At 45.8% G+C, this 19560-nt stretch carries 11 protein-coding genes; 1 reads left to right on the top strand and 10 read right to left on the bottom strand.

Annotated features, from left to right (window positions below; genetic code table 11):
- Nucleotide 1 precedes the first annotated feature (1 nt).
- From uup to pepN, 8 genes are all read right to left on the bottom strand, one after another.
- The gene (gene uup, locus EQP46_RS05785) at nt 2-1921 is read right to left on the bottom strand and encodes an ATP-binding cassette ATPase Uup (protein WP_129492744.1); all 1920 of its coding nucleotides are present in this window, start codon (nt 1919-1921) and stop codon (nt 2-4) included.
- Entirely contained in the window at nt 1908-2162 is a 255-nt protein-coding gene (locus tag EQP46_RS05780) for a glutaredoxin family protein (RefSeq protein ID WP_129492743.1), read from the bottom strand. Before EQP46_RS05780 ends, uup begins: the two co-directional genes overlap by 14 nt.
- Nucleotides 2162-4294 carry a bifunctional 23S rRNA (guanine(2069)-N(7))-methyltransferase RlmK/23S rRNA (guanine(2445)-N(2))-methyltransferase RlmL gene (gene rlmKL, locus EQP46_RS05775; protein WP_129492742.1) on the bottom strand — a complete coding sequence of 711 codons (2133 nt, stop codon included), beginning with the start codon at nt 4292-4294 and terminating at the stop codon, nt 2162-2164. Before rlmKL ends, EQP46_RS05780 begins: the two co-directional genes overlap by 1 nt.
- Nucleotides 4295-5445: 1151 nt before the next feature.
- Nucleotides 5446-5994 carry a cell division protein ZapC gene (locus EQP46_RS05770; protein WP_129492741.1) on the bottom strand — a complete coding sequence of 183 codons (549 nt, stop codon included), beginning with the start codon at nt 5992-5994 and terminating at the stop codon, nt 5446-5448.
- Nucleotides 5995-6137: 143 nt separating this feature from the next.
- Entirely contained in the window at nt 6138-7148 is a 1011-nt protein-coding gene (gene pyrD, locus EQP46_RS05765) for a quinone-dependent dihydroorotate dehydrogenase (RefSeq protein ID WP_129492740.1), read from the bottom strand.
- Between the two features lie 58 nt (nt 7149-7206).
- Nucleotides 7207-12024, bottom strand: coding sequence for an NAD-glutamate dehydrogenase (locus EQP46_RS05760; RefSeq protein WP_129492739.1), 4818 nt, complete (start codon nt 12022-12024; stop codon nt 7207-7209).
- Nucleotides 12025-12179: 155 nt separating this feature from the next.
- On the bottom strand, nt 12180-12407 hold the full coding sequence (locus EQP46_RS05755; RefSeq protein ID WP_129492738.1) for a DUF2835 domain-containing protein: 228 nt from the start codon (nt 12405-12407) through the stop codon (nt 12180-12182).
- A 67-nt stretch (nt 12408-12474) separates the two neighbouring features.
- Entirely contained in the window at nt 12475-15084 is a 2610-nt protein-coding gene (pepN, locus tag EQP46_RS05750) for an aminopeptidase N (protein WP_129492737.1), read from the bottom strand.
- 293 nt (nt 15085-15377) lie between these two features.
- Between pepN and pncB the strand changes: the two genes are divergently transcribed.
- Complete coding sequence (gene pncB / locus EQP46_RS05745; RefSeq protein WP_129492736.1) at nt 15378-16538, top strand: nicotinate phosphoribosyltransferase; 1161 nt, start codon at nt 15378-15380, stop codon at nt 16536-16538.
- A gap of 155 nt (nt 16539-16693) precedes the next feature.
- On the opposite strand, the gene EQP46_RS05740 is transcribed toward pncB, so the two are convergent.
- Together EQP46_RS05740 and prc are read right to left on the bottom strand one after the other, a co-directional pair.
- Entirely contained in the window at nt 16694-17359 is a 666-nt protein-coding gene (locus tag EQP46_RS05740) for a lipocalin-like domain-containing protein (RefSeq protein WP_129492735.1), read from the bottom strand.
- A gap of 187 nt (nt 17360-17546) precedes the next feature.
- Nucleotides 17547-19550: a carboxy terminal-processing peptidase gene (gene prc, locus EQP46_RS05735; RefSeq protein WP_129492734.1), complete on the bottom strand. Its 2004-nt coding sequence runs from the start codon at nt 19548-19550 to the stop codon at nt 17547-17549.
- Nucleotides 19551-19560: the final 10 nt, after the last annotated feature.

The raw sequence follows: 19560 nt of genomic DNA, 5'->3' as shown, positions 1-19560 counted from the left end.
CCTAATCCTTTTGCATTTCTTCGAGCTCTTCCCAACGTTCAAAGGCAACTTCTAACTCTGCTTCAGCTTCACTTAAGCGTTGAAGCACAGTTTGTGTTTCATCATTACTACGTTGGAAGAACGCAGGGTCGTTAACCGACGCCTGAATTTGCGAAATTTCATTTTCTAAGTTTTCAAGTAGCTGTGGAAGCGCTTCAAGCTCTCTTTGCAACTTGTAAGACAGTTTTTTCGTTGTCTTTTTCGCTTCTGGTGCTTTTTTCGGCACTTCTGCTGATGTTTCTGGCTTTGCTTTCTGAGGTTTACTGGTCTCGGTTGCTTTCAAGTAGTTCTCACGTTGCTGCATTGCATCGTGATAGCCACCCACAAACTTACGAATCAAACCATCCCCTTCAAACACCCAGCTATGTGTCACTGTGTTATCAACAAATTGACGATCGTGACTCACTAACAGCAAGGTACCCTGATAATTGGCAAGCAATTCTTCCAAAAGTTCCAGAGTTTCGATATCCAAGTCATTGGTTGGCTCATCGAGTACCAATAAATTGGCAGGTTTCAAGAAAAGACGCGCCAACAATAGACGGTTCTTCTCACCACCAGACAGGGCTTTTACTGGTGTACGCGCGCGACGAGGATGGAACAAGAAATCTTGCAGGTAGCCAAGCACATGGCGCTTCTTGCCACCAACATCGACTTCTAGTTTGCCTTCGGCAAGGTTGTCGATCACTGTTTTCTCAGGATCCAGCTTTTCACGATACTGGTCGAAGTACGCCACATCGAGCTTAGTACCGACATGGAAAGAGCCTGAGTCAGCTTCAAGTTGCTGTAGCATCACTTTGAGCAAGGTACTCTTACCACAACCATTCGGGCCAATTAACGCGATGCGATCACCACGCATGACATTGAAGCTAAAGTCGTCAATGAGTCGCTTTTCGCCCCATTGGTAACCAATATTGTTCGCCTCAAACACAATCTTGCCTGAGCGCGCGGCATCATCCAGTTGGATGTTAGCCTTGCCCATCACATCCACACGTTCAGCACGTTCACGACGCAATTGTTTCAGCGCACGAACGCGGCCTTCATTGCGGGTACGACGTGCTTTAATGCCTTGACGGATCCACGTTTCTTCTTGCGCAAGTTTCTTGTCGAACAACGCATTTTGTTCAGCTTCAACGCGCAGTGCTTCTTCTTTACCTTCCAGGTACATTTCATAGTCACCAGGGAAAGATGACAGCATGCCACGATCCAAGTCCACAATGCGGGTTGCCATTGAACGAATGAATGCGCGGTCGTGCGAAATAAAGATGATTGAGCCTTTGAAATCTTTGAGGAAGTTTTCCAACCACATGATGGTGGCCACATCCAAGTGGTTGGTGGGCTCATCAAGAAGAAGAATGTCAGGATCACAGACCAACGCACGCGCCAGTGCGGCTTTACGCTGCCAACCACCCGACAGCTCAGAAAGCTTCTTGTTGCCATCAAGCTTCAAGGCGTCTAGCACTTGCGTGATTTGATTTTCAAAGTGCCATGCACCGTTGTGGTCGAGTTGCTCTTGAACACGAGCCAGACGGTTAATGTTTGTTTCGCTTGGGTCGGTTTCCATCAAGCCGAGAAGCTCGTGGTACTGCTTTAATAGCGCCCCTACTTCCGCCAAGCCCTCGGCAACATAATCAACCACAGTGCCTTCAGCGTCACGCGGTGGATCTTGCTCAAGGCGTGACACCTTCAGATCTGTTTGACGGTTAATGCTGCCATCATCAAGCTGTACCGTGCCATGAATCACTTTCATTAGCGTGGATTTGCCAGCGCCATTTCGGCCTACCAAACACACTCGTTCACCGGGTTGAAGAACGAACTCAGCTTTATCCAGCAATGGATTGTCGCCATAAGCGAGCTGAGCGTTGGTGATATTAATCAATGCCATGTGTATCTAACCATGTCTGTAGTAATGAAGAATCGAAAGGCCAGCCTAATTCGCTGAGCACTGTACCGTCTTCATTTTGAAGAGATAATACGGGAATAGTGACGCCGTAACGAGAGAAAAGCGTCTCATCGAACGCAATGTCGATAACGCGCAAAGCCGTGGTATTACCCACGGCTTGATAAAGTGCAAAAGCCTCTTCACAAAGGTGACAAGCTTCCGTGCTGTAGAGGACTAACGCCATTAACCTTCCTTGTGGGTCACGATCCAGCAATTATGAATGTGTTTGTTACGCTCAAAGTCGAGCGGAATAGAGCGATCGGTAATGTTGCGTGCAAACAAGCCCAACCCATTCAACGCATCAAAATCCATCTTGAAGTTACGCTTGTTGTTCGAGAACACGATTTCGCCGTTCGGACGAAGCAAACGCTTAAGATCGGTCATTAACTTGAGGTAGTCACGTTGAACATCAAACGTGTCTTCCATGCGTTTAGAGTTAGAGAACGTTGGCGGATCGATGAAGATAAGATCGTACTGGCCATCTGCCATTGATAACCACTTCAAGCAATCTGATTGGATGAACTCATACTGACGCCCCACTTTGCCGTTAAGCTTCATGTTACGTTCAGCCCACGCAAGGTAAGTTTTCGACATATCAACCGTGGTGGTTGAACGTGCACCGCCAACGGCTGCGTGCACAGTTGCTGTGCCTGTGTAAGCAAACAGGTTCAAGAAATCTTTACCCGCCGCCTTCTCACCCAACAACTTACGCGTATAACGGTGATCCAAGAACAAGCCAGTATCCAAGTAATCTTGAAGGTTCACTTCCAGCTTAACGCCATACTCTTGCACTTCCATGAAGCGTTTTGCTTCACCCAGTTTTTGATACTGATTGGTGCCCTTCTGTTTTTCACGGGTCTTCAGTACCACGTTGTTGGCATTCACGCCTGTCACGGTAATGGCAGCACGCACAACATCCAACAGGCGACGGCGTGCTGTTTCTTCAGGGATCTCTTTTGGCGCAGCGTATTCTTGAATGACGATATGATCTTTGTAGCGGTCAATCGCCACGTTGTAGTCAGGCAAGTCAGCGTCGTACAGGCGGTAGCATTCTAGGCCTTGTTGTTTCGCCCACTTCTCAAGCTTTTTGATGTTCTTACGAAGACGGTTAGAAAACTCAGGTGCCACGTCTGATGCAGGGGCTTTCTGGCCTTCTACAGGTGCAACTTCACCGCGCGCAGTAATCTGGTAAGTTTTCATGACACAATCAAGTGCACCGTTACGAAGCTTGTAGTTGCTCTCTGCGCGCATACGCAAACAGCTCAGCAATTCGTCTGAGCCAGAGTAGATAGAGGCAACCGACCCTTTAAATTCTGTTTTCAGCTGAACACCCAGTTGGGTATAAAGCGCGATCAAGCCAGGCGTGGTGCCTAGACGCTCACCGTATGGAGGGTTACAAATCACGTGGCCCGTTTCAAAGCCTTCTGGTCTGCTCAATGTCGCCGCATCACTCAACTCAAATTGAATCAAGTCATAGACGCCAGCACGACGAGCATTTGATTTCGCCGTTTCGAGCACGCGCGCATCATTATCGAAGCCGAAGAAACGTGTTTCACATTTCGCTGGGCCTTTCTTCGATTTGAAGGTCACTTCTGAATGCACTTCCATCCATTTCTCGCGGTCGAAAGATTTCAGTGATTCAAAGCCCCAGCGTTTGCGCTTTAGGCCTGGTGCAACTTGCGCCGCCATCATGGCTGCTTCAATAAGCAATGTGCCCGAACCACACATAGGATCGAGCAACGGCTGATCAAACGTCCAACCGCTTTTCATGACAAGTGCTGCTGCGTTCGTTTCACGAAGTGGTGCTGCGCCCGCTTCTGTGCGGTAACCACGTTGGTGCAAACCACTGCCGACCATGTCGATACCCAATAGGCCATTTTCACGCGACAAACGCATGTGGATACGCAAGTCTGGTTGTTCGCGGTCAATGCTTGGACGATCAAGATCCGCTTTTACAAAACGGTCAACGATGGCGTCTTTTACTTTTAACGCACCGTATTGGCTGTTACGGATTTCGCGGTTGGTACCGTTGAAGTCAACGGCAATGCGTTTTCTTTCACTGAAGTATTGTGGCCAGTTGATTGCTGACGCACCCAGATACAGGTCCATGTCATCACGTACATCAAACTCGCTCAGAACAAGAATGAAACGCGATGCAGTGCGGCTCCATAAACAACAGGTATAAAGCGTTTTTTCATCAGCACGAAAACGTACGCCAGCGTTAACCGCTTTCACGTTGCTTGCACCGAGTTGCTCTAATTCTTCTGCTAGAAGGTTCTCAAGACCGCGGGAGGTAATTGCTAAATATTGATTCATGGAAATGTATTCTGAGGAATGTTGCGCGCGATTATAACCGAATTAAATGGACTTCGCTCAACTCTGCATAAGACTTCGTTCGATTTAGCCAAAACAAACAGAACTGACGGTGTTATCGCTGCATAAATAGTCAATTTTCATTCAACGCAAAAAACGCCATGTGAGTGATGGGAATGCGCAAGGATGAAACGAAAACACAAAAAGCCGCTTAACAATGTTTCGCCCTAACCTTTGTTCATGTTCTTTTGGTGAGGCTTCACGTCCCAGGTGCAAACCCGCTTAATTTCACACCAATTTATCCACGACTCACACCCAAATTCATGTTTCCATCAGGAAACACTCTTACCTACAGCTCAGTCAACCCCTTTAACTAAATGCTATTCACGTTGAAACGCTCTATCCAAACCATGATTTCTTATCGTAGTAAGTACACACTTATCCACAGGATCAATTAAAATTTAGGGTGTTTGTCTTCTACTCATCATAACAGTTTCCTATTTGGAAACTAAAAGCACACCTTAAAACTGGTATATACCAGAGGTGTGTTTGGGTTAACTTCTCACTGAAAAAGGAGGAAGTTAATATGAATTTGTTTCTGTTAAATGCCTTATTTTTGCTCTTTCGAGCAAATGTACATGAACAAAAACCATACCAAATGATTAGAAATACGTGATAAGCATCACGTCAAGTGATTGGAAAATAAGCGAAGAAATCATGAGGTAAATACGGGCAATAGTATGTAACAAGCCCATAACAGTGAGAGATTGGTGCAAATACTCTGTACAGAAGACACGCATTCTTAGAGGGAGAGGTTTATGATTTTGTGAATGTTTAGGCGAAAGTTATTCATTTAAAGAAGACGATGGCTTTCCCCTACTTGGATACACCGAGCTGATGTATTTAACATCAAAATGGCCAAATGGCGTGCATATTCCGATCTCCCAACAGACAAAGACTCGCCTAGTTCGACATCAATTTACGTCAGCCAAGGCGTGAAATAGGACGCGTTTAAGAACCTTGAATGGACAAGAATAGGCCTTTATTGACCAACATGGATAAGCGACGAATTTGAGGGTTAAACGACAAGGCCGTGGGGAGGAACAGAGCGTACTGGAGGAGTGAAGAAAAGAAAGGCTGATAGGGAAACCCTATCAGCCTACTAACGCATAATGACCACTGCGGCTATCGTATTGCTGTTGATTTAGAGATAGTCGGTCATTCATTACTTTTATCGCTTCACAGAACCGCATTTGTTTTGTTTCGGTCAGCGCCAATGCTGATTCGCTTGCGTGCATACACAAAGATGCACAACCTGCGTTTTCAATCACCAGAAAGGCTTCGCTGCCGTATTCAGTCTTCAAATCCACAATAGAGCCTACAGCTGGCGTGGTATGCCCTGCTTGTGTTTCGAAAAACCAACTTTTAGGGAGTAGCGGTTTATGGAAGCGGTTCGCTGCCACTGCGTTTAATACCAATTCAGCCTGGCGAGGACCAGACAATGGTAGTTGACTTACTGCATCTGAGTAGGTCGAAAAGAGTGATGCGTCATCGACTGAAAATGGGGTATCAACAAACGCATCGGGGATCAGGTGCTTCTTTTCAATCGCCACTTTAAAAACCATATCGTCACCAAGGTCGAGCATCAGCGCGTTTGCGTCGGTATCGAAGTACCATTTCCATGCATTGTTTGGTTTCAACATCTTGTTCTCTCCTGCTTCGTGCAGAGAATCGGTCCGTGTAAAGTGCGATTTAATTTGAGCTTTCGGAGAAGTGTAATGGGGTTTAGATAAAAAAAAAGGGGAAAACTTCGTTCCCCCTTTCGTTAATTTCTTAATTTTCTAGGTTAAATATTGCGAACAATATTCTTCACGAGTTTAGGTCCGTGGTAAATGAAGCCAGAATAAACTTGAACCAGTTCAGCACCTGCCATCATTTTTTCTTTCGCCGCCATGACGGAGTCGATACCGCCTACGCCGATGATTGGTAATTTGCCATCCAGTTCTTGGTGAAGACGACGAATCACTTCAGTGCTTCGGTTTTGAACTGGGCGACCACTTAACCCACCCGCTTCGTGTGCATGTGGCATACCATCCACTAACGCACGATCAAGTGTTGTGTTCGTTGCGATAACACCATCGATGTTATGGCGAACCAATGCATCAGCAACTTGTACCAATTCATCTTCTGTCATGTCTGGCGCAATCTTCAATGCAACAGGCACATACTTACCACGAGATTCTGCCAATTCTGTTTGACGCACTTTCAGTGCTCCAAGCAGATCATCAAGTGCTTCTCCGTATTGCAGCGAACGAAGCCCAGGCGTGTTTGGCGAAGAAATGTTAACGGCGATGTACCCTGCATGGTCATAAACTTTATCCATACAAATGAGGTAATCGTCTTTACCCTTCTCTAGCGGTGTGTCTTTGTTTTTACCGATGTTAATGCCAATAATGCCGTCATATTTGGCTTTCTTAACATTCTCTACCAGTGCATCAACACCTGCATTGTTGAACCCCATGCGGTTGATGATCCCTTCTGCAGGAAGAACGCGGAAAAGACGTGGCTTGTCATTACCCGATTGAGGACGCGGCGTTACCGTCCCCACTTCAACAAAACCGAAACCCATTGCGCCAAAGGCATCAATACATTCACCGTTTTTGTCTAAGCCTGCAGCGAGGCCAACTGGGTTTTTGAAATGCAGTCCCATGACTTGAACAGGACGAGGAGGAAGGTTTTGACGATAAAAAATATCGAGAGGAGTACCAGTAAAGCGAGATAGATTCTTGATTGTCAGATCATGAGCATGCTCTGGGTCTAGCTGAAAAATTGCCGATCTGGCGAGGCGGTACATCATGTAACCTCCGAAAAAAAGCCCCGAATAAACGGGGCTGTATTATCAACACTTTCGATGCTTAATTCAAATTTAAAAGCGTAAGTTCCCGCAATGCAACGGAGAATTTCGCAAATTCATGAGCTGAGCCCACTTTAAATTCCGCAACGATGCTTTCCCAACGGCCTAGGCTAATTGCATGATCAATCATCCAAGATTCAAGACCCAGTTCTGCAGACTCGCCTTTTTTCATGCCTGACAAGATTTGTGCTGTCAGCAAGCGCTGCTGCCAATCCAGATCTTCTCGGAATGAAGCACGCGCCAATGCCTGCCAGTGGTTCTCGACCGGTTGGTTGGTGATTTGCTTGAGGAACCAATGCAATGACAAGGTATCGCCAAGTACAAAGTACAAACGCGCAACCACATCGAATGGCATCTTCATTTGATCCGACACTTGCGCCAAATCGAACCCAGCGAACAAGCTTGTTAAGCGAGCCACTTTATCTGCGATCTCTTTAGGCACACCATTTTTGATGTAACCTGCCGCTTGTTGCTCATGCTCTTTAATTTCTGCAGGCACCAAGTATTTCTCAAGGTTGTCTGACAGATTTTTAATGGCTGGTTTGTAGAACGCCAATTGCTCTTGGATGCCCTGACCTCTTGTGCGATTACGCAAGATCCAGCGTGTTGCTCGGCGAAGCATACGACGGCAGCGGAACAGAATCGCATATTGTGTTTGTGCAGACACCTTGTTATCCAATGCGCGAACATCTTCAAACGTAGAGCCGAAATCAAGCACATCACGCGCAACGGCATACGCTGAGGCAATCTCCCCCACACTTGCACCCGTTTCGTCCTGCATACGCGAAACAAAGTTGAAACCCATGCAGTTCGACATTTGGTTAGCAAGGCTGGTGGCAATAATCTCGCCACGCAGTGGGTGATTTTCCATAGAATCACGATAGTTACGTTGTAACTCACTTGGGAAGTAAGCAGGTAGCAAATCGCCGAAGTATGGATCTTTTGTGATTTCATCAATCACCAACAGCTCTTTGAGTACCATTTTCCCGTAAGCCACAAGCACGGCAATCTCAGGACGGGTCAAGCCCTTGCCGTGAAGCTGACGCTCCGCCAAGGTTTCGTCATCTGGAATGTGCTCAAGGCCGCGATCCAACTTACCGTCTTTCTCGAGGTAATGAATAAAACGGATCTGCTCTTTCAGCAAAGCGACCTGTTGTTCTGCCGTCACCGAAATGGATTCACTTTGGCAATAAGCATTATCCAGAACGATTTCAGACACTTCGTCTTCCATGCGCTCAAGCAATTCATTACGCTGCTTGTAGGTTAAGTCCCCTGCGGCAACGAGACCGTTCAGCAAGATCTTGATGTTAACTTCGTTATCCGAACAGTCCACACCACCTACGTTATCGATAAAGTCTGTGTTTGCACGACCACCATTCATGGCATATTCGATACGCGCTAACTGAGTCATCCCCAAGTTACCGCCTTCGCCCACGATTTTCGCGCCGATTTCATTACCGTTTAGACGAAGCGCATCATTCGCGCGGTCACCTACATCGGTATGTGTTTCAGATTCGGATTTAACGTAAGTACCGATACCACCGTTCCAAAGTAGATCCACATTGGTGCGGAGGATCTGTTTGATCAACTCGTTGGGTGTCATCGATTGCTTACGAATACCCAGCATTTTCTGAATTTCAGGCGACAGTTCGATCGACTTCGCTTTACGCGAGAAGATGCCACCGCCTTTCGAAATCAGTTTCTGGTTGTAATCTTCCCAGCTAGAACGCGGAAGCTTGAAGAGGCGATCACGCTCTACCCAAGATTTCGCTGAATCTGGCGTTGGGTCGATGAAGATGTGCATGTGGTTAAAGGCAGCTTGCAGACGAATATGTTTCGACAGCAACATACCGTTACCAAACACATCCCCCGCCATGTCACCGATGGCCACACAGGTGAAATCTGTTTCTTGGCAGTCGATACCGATTTCGCGGAAGTGACGCTTAACCGATTCCCACGCACCTTTCGCCGTAATACCCATCGCTTTGTGGTCATAACCGTTAGAACCACCCGATGCAAACGCATCGCCCAGCCAGAAGTTATATTCCTCAGACACAGAGTTCGCGAGATCCGAGAACGTCGCCGTTCCTTTATCTGCTGCAACAACCAAATACGGGTCATCTTCATCATGACGCACCACATTTGGTGGTGGCGTTAGTGCGCCTTCAACGATGTTGTCAGAAATATCCAACAGGCCACGAATGAAGATACGGTAACAACGCTGCCCTTCAGCAAAGATTTCATCTCGGCCGCTGAGTGAGTGTTGCTTCTTACAAACAAAGCCACCTTTTGCGCCAACCGGCACAATCACGGTGTTCTTCACTTGTTGCGCTTTTACCAAGCCCAATACTTCGGTACGGAAATCTTCTTGACGGTCAGACCAACGAAGACCACCACGGGCAACTTTGCCACCGCGCAAGTGAACACCTTCAATGTCTGGCGAGTAAACGAAGATCTCAAACGCTGGCACAGGTTTCGGAATCTCTGGGATCTTAGAAGGTTCCATTTTGAAGGAGAAGTAGTCCTTCAACTCACCCGTGTTTTTGTCTGTTTGGAAGTAGTTCGTACGTAACGTCGCAAGGATCATTTCCATGTAACGACGAATGATACGATCGTCATCCAAGCTTTCGACTTGCTCTAGCTCGTCTTCAATTTGCTGAATGATCTTGTCTTGTTCTTTCTCGCTGTTTGCTTTCGGATCAAAACGCTTGTTGAACAGAGCAACCAACAACTGCGCCAAGTCAGCATGTGAAGACAAGGTTTCTTCGATGTATGACTGACTAAACGGGAATGCAACTTGGCGCATGTAACGCGCATAACTACGAAGAATGGTCACTTCGCGGCCCGAAAGACCTGCATTCAACACCAAACGGTTGAAGCCGTCACTTTCCAAGCGCCCTTCCCAAATCGCAGCAAATGCATCTTGGAATTTAAGACGCGCGTCTGACAGATCCAACTCGGTGCTTGCACTGTGAAGCATAGAGAAATCGAGGATCCAGAACACTTCACCAGACGTTGTTTCCACTTTATATGGAGCTTCACCAATCACGCGCAGACCAAGGTTTTCCAACATTGGCATGACATCAGAAAGGTGAATCGCTTCGTCTTTTTGGAACAGCTTGAGGCGCACAGCACAAGACGTTGAAGGTTCTTCTTGCGGGCGATAGAACAGCATATCAAGTTTCTTGCTGTCGCTAAGCCCTTCAAGACGCTCAATATCCGCCACCGCTGAACCCGGAAGCATTGCCTCTTTATAAGAACGAGGGAAAGCACGGGAGAAACGTTTGGCAATCGGCGTACCGCTGTTTTCACCAAAGTTCGCAATCACCGATTCTTCTAGGCGATCATCCCATGTTGATGCTGCCTCAGTGAGGTTTTGTTCTAGCTTCTTAACGTCGATATCGAAGTTGTTGTTATCAACACGCACGATGTAATGGGTCCTTGCCAATGGGCTTTCAGAGAAGAAGGTCGTGAACTCGACCTCTTTTTCTGAACCAAAATACTGCTTCAGAATACGTTGTGTTGCTCGACGCAACTCGGTGTTGTAACGCTCTCTCGCCACATAAACCATGCACGAGAAGAAACGGCCAAATGGGTCACGACGTACAAAGATACGCAGCATGTCGCGATCTTGTACTTGAACAATCCCCATACCGATATCGAGCATTTCCGTTTCCGTTGCTTGGAAAAGTTCGTCACGTGGGAAGTTTTCAATGATGTTCGCCAACGCTTTCCATGAGTGTGATCCCGGGTAGTAACCGCTGATCTCAAGGATCCGCTGCACTTTGTTACGCAGAACAGGAATGCTGTTGGTCGCTTGGTTGTACGCTGAAGAAGCATAGAGTCCGTGGAAACGGTGCTCACCCACCACGTTACCCTTCTTATCGAAACATTTGATACCAATGTAATCGACATACGCTGGGCGGTGGACACGAGATTTACTATTGCCTTTATTGATAATGAGTAGCTCTTTGCGCAATGCGGTTGCTCGCGCAGATTCAGGCATGTCCGACAGCTTGATGCCAGGACGCGGCAAATCAAGCTTCTTCGCCAAACCCAAACCAACTTCATCAGCGGGTTTTAAAATGTGGTCGCCTTCAACGGCAGTCAGTTCATAGAACTGATAGCCCATAAAGGTAAAGTTGTGCTCGCTGATCCACTGAAGAAACTCGATGGCTTCTTGCTGGCGCTCTTTCTCTACTGGCGGTTTTTCTTTCTTCAAACCCGTAATGAGTGATGCCAACTTGTCACGCATTGGTTGCCAATCGTTCACAACGAGCGCGACATCAGTTAGTGATTCAGTCAGTTCTTTTTCGAGCGCCGCCATTTCCTTCTTGCTGGTTAACTTATCAATTTCGATATGGAAAACCGATTGGCGTGCGCCTTTCTCGTCACCAATTTCAATAACCTTCCCTTTTGCATCTTTAACAACATGCTGAGGGCCATTGAGCATAAGGTGAGCAGCAATGTCTAAACGATTCAGCGCCATACGGACTGAATCGACAAGAAAAGGTGCATCGGGAGTTAAAATTTCGACAATGGTATGGGTAGATTGCCATCCATCACCGCTGAGCGTTGGGTTGAATACTTTTACGAAGATTTTGGATTGTTCGAAGGTATTTAAATGATGCCAAAGGCTGATAACAGCACCATATAAATCGGACTCATTCCTCTCTTGCAAATCATCGTCGGAAATGGGACCCAAAATCCTTTTGGCTAACGTTTCAACAAGCGGTTGTTGTTTCTTGTCTAGTTTCTCGTCTATTAGATGGTAAACTTTTTCAAGTAACACCGGCACAATAGGGTCACGCGCGGTCATGGTTTACTCCATTTATTATTTGTGTAATCGCTATGAGTATAGAGGTTAATTAGTCTTTGCGACTTATGATGTAGTTTAAGCTCTAGGTTACGAAAGCGTTACACGAAAAAACGGTAATTGGAGCGCAGTTTTTAGATATGTGATTAACGTACGGTTTAAACAATCTGTTCTAACGATTTAAAACGATTGTTTACGTCTACAGTCAGCCGAAAACGCCCTTTTACACCCAGTTGACTCAAATATGGACGCAAGCGCGATGCAGGAAGTTGCAGTGTTAACCCATTGTCTGTTTTAACAACTACTGTCGACGCAGCACCGGAATAATGCTGTGAAAAAACTTGGTAAGAGATATCAAGTGAGAATAAATATACAGTCGAATTCATAAAAAAAGCCGTCATTGATTAGACGGCTTTTAAATTACTTATTATGGCGATTTTCGCAAGTGCCAGATTAAGCTTCTAAGGCTTTATTGATCTTTTCATACAGATCTTTTGCCAGTTTATCGAGCGCAGCCAAACGTTCGAGTTGTTCACGCATCAAACGCTGCCTTTCTTCGTCAAATCGTTTCAACTTGAGCAAAGGATCAAGTAATCGAGAAGCAACCTGAGGGTTTGATTCATTCAATTGAATAAGAATGTCAGACAGGAACTTATATCCTGAACCGTCTTTCGCATGGAAATGAACCGGGTTGTTATTACAAAACGCCCCGACCAAAGAACGTGTGCGGTTTGGATTTTTCAAACTGAATGCAGCGTGCTCCATTTGCGCCTTAACGTTTTCAAGCGCATTGCCCGCAGGATTAGTACCTTGCAGCATGAACCACTTGTCCATGACCAAACCGTCATGCGTCCATTTTTCACTGAATACGTTCATCAGAGGCGCACGACAATCCAGTTCGGCATGGTTGGCAGCAGCAAGCGCAGCCGCGGTATCAGTCATGTTGTTTGATTCATTAAAGTGTGCGGACACCAATGCATCTGCATTTTCATTCAACGCAAGGTAGCTCAAACAAACGTTTCTCAAACTACGTTTTCCCATTGCATCATGCTCAATGGCGTAATTTTCTTGACGAAGGGTGTGATAAATCGCACTGAGTTCTTCGCTAAATGCATCGGCGAACGCATGTTTGATCGCATCGCGAACATGGTGAATCGCATCCACGTCGACCACATCAAACCACCCACCAATCTCATTTTCGCTTGGCAGTGTCATCACTTCGGCAATCAAAGCAACATCAAGTTCCTTGCTCAGCAACACACCTCGGAATGCATCAAGCACATCCTCAGGCAATGAGAAGGTCTGCCCTTGCTGAACACGAGCAACGTTTGCTTTGATGTGTTTTGCCAGAAGCATCTGCCCGGCATCCCAACGTGCAAATTCATTTCTCGCGTGAACCATCAAGAAAGCGAGTTCTTCATCGCTGTAATCATAATTGAGTTTTACGGGCGCTGAAAACTCACGAAGCATTGAAATAACAGGCTTTTCAGACACATTCTCAAAAGTAAATGTTTGTTCATCTTGTGTAAGGTGAAGCACATTATCCAAAGATTTACCGTTACACTGTAACTCAATAACTGAGCCATCTGCTGCATACAGTTCAACATCAAACGGGATGAGCAGTGCTTGCTTCTCTTTTTGATCAGTCGTTGAAGGCGTGAACTGTTTCACCGTCAAAGAAAACGTCTGCTGCGTTTCATCGAATGTGCTCGTCACCGTCAACTCAGGTGTCCCCGATTGACTGTACCAAAGGCGGAATTGCGCTAAGTCAACGCCAGATGCATCTTCCATCGCTTTGACAAAGTCTTCGCACGTTGCCGCAGTGCCGTCATGACGTTGGAAGTACAACTTCATGCCTTTCTGGAAGTTGGTTTCACCCAATAAGGTATGCATCATACGGATCACTTCGCTGCCCTTCTCATACACTGTCAGTGTATAGAAGTTATTCATTTCAATAACTTTTTCAGGACGAATAGGATGCGCCATTGGACCACAATCCTCAGCAAACTGAGGGCCACGCATGATGCGAACATTTCCAATTCGGTTTACTGCGCGAGAGCCGAGATCCGAAGAAAACTCTTGGTCTCGGAAAACGGTTAACCCTTCTTTCAAACTGAGTTGGAACCAGTCACGACACGTTACTCGGTTACCGGTCCAGTTGTGGAAGTATTCATGACCGATAACCGCTTCAATGCCAAGGTAATCGGTGTCTGTTGCAGTATCAGAATTCGCCAACACGTACTTGGAGTTAAAGACGTTTAAGCCTTTGTTTTCCATTGCACCCATGTTGAAAAAATCGACGGCAACGATCATGTAGATATCAAGATCATATTCAAGATCAAAACGATCCTCGTCCCACTTCATTGAGTTCTTTAGCGAGGTCATGGCATGCGTAGCACGATCTAAATTGCCTTTATCAACGAAGATTTCCAATGCCACATCTCGGCCACTTCTGGTGGTGTAGCGATCAGACAGTAAATCGAAATCCCCTGCAACAAGTGCAAACAAGTAACTTGGTTTTGCGTGCGGGTCTTCCCATTTCACCCAATGACGATCGTTGTCAGCATCACCTTCTCCGACTTTGTTGCCGTTACTCAATAAATACGGATACGCCGATTTGTCAGCAGTAATGGTCGTCGTGAACTTAGCCAGTACGTCTGGACGGTCTAGGTAATACGTGATTCGACGGAAACCTTCCGCTTCACATTGCGTACAATATGCACCGTCTGACTTATATAAGCCTTCAAGTGATGTATTTCCCGCCGGATCGATGTCAGTTTCGATTAAAAGCTCAAATTCTTTCGGCAATTGCGATAAAATAAGCCCTTCTGTTGTTTCGCTGTAATGCGGCCACGCTTTTCCATCAATTTCGATTTTTTTCAGCGTGAGACTGTCACCGTCTAAGATCATGGAATCTGCGCCGGCAACCATCTGTTTAACTTGGCTTTTCGCAATCACTCGCGTATACGAGTCGAGTAAATCAAAGTCTAAGTCAATGTGGGTTATCGTGAAATCAGGAGCCGTATAATCTTTACGGTATTTAGCCTGAGGTTGTTGCGTCATGTCAGATTCCTTTTGTTGCATAACGAAAGCGTGTGAGCAGTCAATTTCACCGACGTCACACGATAATGAAGGCATAATCATCTAAGATACCCGCTAACATTCGGTTTTGCTACAGGTTGACTGTGCAACGAATGAGCAGTCGAACTTATTGATGACAAGAAGCCGACGCAGATCGACTACCACTAGGTTGACGAAACATGTAGGTTTGACGTTAAATTTGCTGCCGCAAATGGCGTAAACCCAATTATATAAACGTTCAGCGAAAATTTGAGCCACGAGGTACTTTTTAGGGCATGCATACGCCAATCATTTCGTCATTATTAGACACGGATGCCTACAAGTTAAATATGCAGCAAGCGATCTTCCACCACTACCCGGAAGTGAACGTCGCGGCTGAATTTCATTGCCGAAGCAATGAAAGTTTGACTCAACTCAAAGCCAGATTGGACGCTGAAATCCAATCACTTGCTTGTTTGACATTCACTGAAGAAGAACTTCAATTCTTGTCAGAGCTTGGCCTGTATAAAGCAGACTATCTCGCCTATCTTCGTGAATTTTCGCTTAACGCAGACCAAGTTACTGTGTCGATTGATGATGACCAACTCGCGATTCACATCGAAGGTAAATGGATTGATGTCATCCTATGGGAAGTGCCATTACTTGCAATAATTTGCGAGTTACGTTGTCACGTAAAATATCCCGATGCCACGGTCAACCAGGCCATTGATCTACTTACGTCCAAGCTGACGGCGCTGGACAATGCCGGCTCAGATTTTCATTTTGTCGATTTTGGTACGCGCCGCCGCTTTTCGAAAAAAGTGCACCATGCCATTGTTGAGCACTTGACCAAAGAATGTGCTCAGTTTGCCGGTACCTCTAACCTACTTCTGGCGAAAAAACACAATATTCCAGCCGTCGGCACCCAAGCACATGAATGGTTCCAAGCTCATCAACAATTGGCAGGCGATCTTGCTGATTCACAGTTGTTGGCACTAAATCGCTGGTTACAAGAGTACCCAGACAAGTTGGGGATCGCCCTCACCGACTGCATCAACATGGATGCTTTTTTGAATGACTTTACGTTGCACCTCAGTGAGCAATTTAATGGTCTTCGTCATGACAGTGGTGATCCTATTGCGTGGGGAGAAAAAGCCATCGCGCACTATGAAAGTCTTGGCATTTCACCGCAGGAGAAAACGTTGATTTTCTCTGACGGACTCACGTTAGATAAAGCGCTGAACATCCATCAACATTTTACCGGCCGCATAAACACATCATTTGGAATCGGTACCCAGTTAACCTGTCACCTGCCCGATGTTGAAACGCTGAACATCGTCATTAAGTTGGTGACGTGCAACGGAAAACCCGTTGCGAAAATTTCTGATGAACCAGGAAAATCTATCTGTAGAGATACGGAATATCTCAGTGAATTGAAAAAAGCATTCAACATCTGATCACGGGTTTATCTGACTCACAAAAAAGGGACACGCTTCAGTGTCCCTTTTTTATAACTTTCTAATTCGCCGTAATTAGCTTCTCGCTTCTCGCTTCTCGCTTCTCGCTTCTCGCTTCTCGCTTCTCGCTTCTCGCTTCTCGCTTCTCAAAAAGTTTAAGGCGACTGGCGTTGAAGTACGGCTTCCATTCCGAATTGGTTGTCGACTAACTTAAGTGTGTTCGAAGACAATTCAAATTGAGAATCTTGCTGACCACCACGATAGATAAGCACGAGATGATCATCTTCTAAAAAGTAAACGCCTCGATGGGTAATGGACTTCCCTTCTTTGCCAGAGATTCTTGCAGAGAAAAGAAAATCGGGACGAAGCATCAACGCGAGTTGCTCGACTTCCTCACCAACGTCTTTACCTCGAATGATGTCGCTGTACCACGCACCTGATAAATTGTTAGGCAGAATCTTCGTAAACTGCGCGCCTTTCAACATCAGTTGGTTGTGATTCAATTTGTACTCGTGATGCTGAGAATCGCCAAAGTCATCATTGAGCACGATGGTCGTTTCATCAATATCGTACTTTCCTGACGCCTCTTCCACCGAACCATCTCGATTCAGCAATTTCACATTGAAGCGGTAGTCAGATTTAAAAGAAATGTTGATGGCCTTGTACGCACCCTTTTCACCGGCAGGTTCGGATTGTTGATCAGGACTAAACCAATACCAATCGCCAAGCAGTAAGGGAAAATCAAACTGGGTTAAATCTTCTGCTTTTACGGCACTCGATAAGGAGAACAGTAGGCACATTAAGCTTATCCATTTCGTCATAGGTATCTCCTTACTCGTTTTGGTCTTAATTTAATCTTAGATACAAATCACACTATTGCTCACCTTAAACCTCGCTGATATCACATTAACTTTTTTTGAACGCATAAAAAAAGCAGGCTCTAAGCCTGCTTTTTCGTTTTCGTTAACTATTGATAAATCGGTAGTTAATTCACTATTGAGTGATAAATCAACTCTTCTTAGACCTTGCCATGTCTAGCGTGATGAGCGCCGCTTCATTCAAATAAGCATCTGGCTCTTCATAATCGTTTGGCACATCATCCAACGTCTTGAAGGCTTTCTTACCCAACATTTTTTGACGATCATTTAAACGTGCAAGTCGCTTGCTGTCTGCTTCTTCACGTTCTGCGATGCGCGATTTCTCATTCAAAGAGATCACATTATCGTCTTTGATCGCTTTGTACTCAGCAATGTCTTCAATGATAAAGCCAAACTCTTCATCATTTTTGATTCGAGACTGGTGCATTTTATCAAGTTCAACCACCAAGTTGTTGGTATTTCCTACCGTGCTATACACTGCAGGGTTAATGCTATCCCATGGCAATGCATTTTCTTCAACACTCTCACCTGTTTCTTCAGGGTCAACCGCTGTTGGGAATGCAATGTCAGGAACAACCCCTAAGTTCTGCGTACTGCCGCCATTAATTCGATAGAATTTTTGGATGGTGTACTGAACGTGGCCAAGTGGTTTGTCGAACAAATCATAGATATGGTTCAGTGAACGGTGTTGTTGCACTGTACCTTTACCAAAAGATTGCTCGCCCAAAATCACTGCGCGACCATAATCTTGCAATGCCGCAGCAAAAATTTCAGAAGCAGATGCCGAGTAACGGTTGATCAAAACCGTGACTGGACCGTCGTAGTAAATGGCATTATCACTGTCACTGTTCACTTTCACGCGACCATAACTGTCACGCACTTGAACAACAGGACCACCTTCAATAAACAAACCGGTCAGCGCAGACGCTTCACTTAGCGCACCACCGCCATTGTTACGAAGGTCGATAACAATACCGCTTACCTTATCCTTTTTGAGTTTGGCAATTTCTTTCTTGGTGTCTTCCGCCAAGCCTACATAGAAGCTAGGAACTGAAATAACACCCACTTTTGCCGAACCTTCTTTGATAAGCTCAGATTTTACTGCGCGATCTTCGAGTCGGATTTTGTCACGAACAATTGTTACCTTGTAACTTTTAGAGTTCGCGCCTTCAGGCAATATCTCAAGTTTTACCTTGCTCCCCTTCGGTCCTTTGATTAATTGAACAACGTCATCAAGACGCCAACCAATCACATCAACCACTTTGTTGTCATCCTGCGCTACGCCAATGATGCGGTCACCTGGAGACAATTTCTTCGAGTTAGATGCCGGGCCACCTGCAACCAAAGAACGAATGACGGTGAAATCATCTTCAACCTGTAACACAGCACCAATACCTTCCAAAGACAGGTTCATCTCTGATTGGAATTGTTCGGCATTTCTTGGTGACAAGTAGCTGGTGTGAGGATCGACTTCACGAGAGAAAGCATTCAGATAAATCTGAAAAACATCTTCGCTTTTTGTTTGGGTAAGGCGTTTGAGCGCATTGTTATAACGTTTTTTCAACGTATCCTGAATATCAGGCCATTCTTTACCGGCTAATTTCAAGTTCAATGCATCGTTCTTAACGCGAAGGCGCCACAACTCATTAAGTTCTGCATCGTTTTTCGCCCAAGGTTCTTCACTGCGATCAACCAACATCTCATCGTTTGCATCAAACGTGATTTCGTTGTCTAGCAAAGACAACGCATATTGGTAGCGTTCAAAACGCTTTTGCAGAGACACATTAAAAATGTCATATGCCGCCGTTGTTTCACCTGAGCGAAGTTGATCATCAAATTCAGCACGCCACTTGGATAGCGCCTCGACTTCTTCTTGCGTTAAGAACAAGCGGTTGAAATCAAGTGTTTCTAAATAGCGATCAAAGACTTCCGCGGAGAATGCATCATTAAGCTGAAACTGCTTGTAGTGAGATTTTTCAAAACGGCGGGTAATACGTTTGCTGGCTGTCTTGTGTTGAGGTTCAGACACCAGAGTAGGTAAGTCAGATGATTCGTACTTAGCCTCAATGGCATGAGCGGATGCTGCCAGCATTATACTGGCAGCGATCACAGAAAAGCGGATTCGACATGTCATGCGTCGAGGG

Source organism: Enterovibrio baiacu (assembly GCF_004120195.1).
Lineage (GTDB): Bacteria > Pseudomonadota > Gammaproteobacteria > Enterobacterales > Vibrionaceae > Enterovibrio > Enterovibrio baiacui.
Note: the sequence above shows the minus strand (reverse complement) of the source record. Positions and strands in the feature narration are given on the sequence as shown.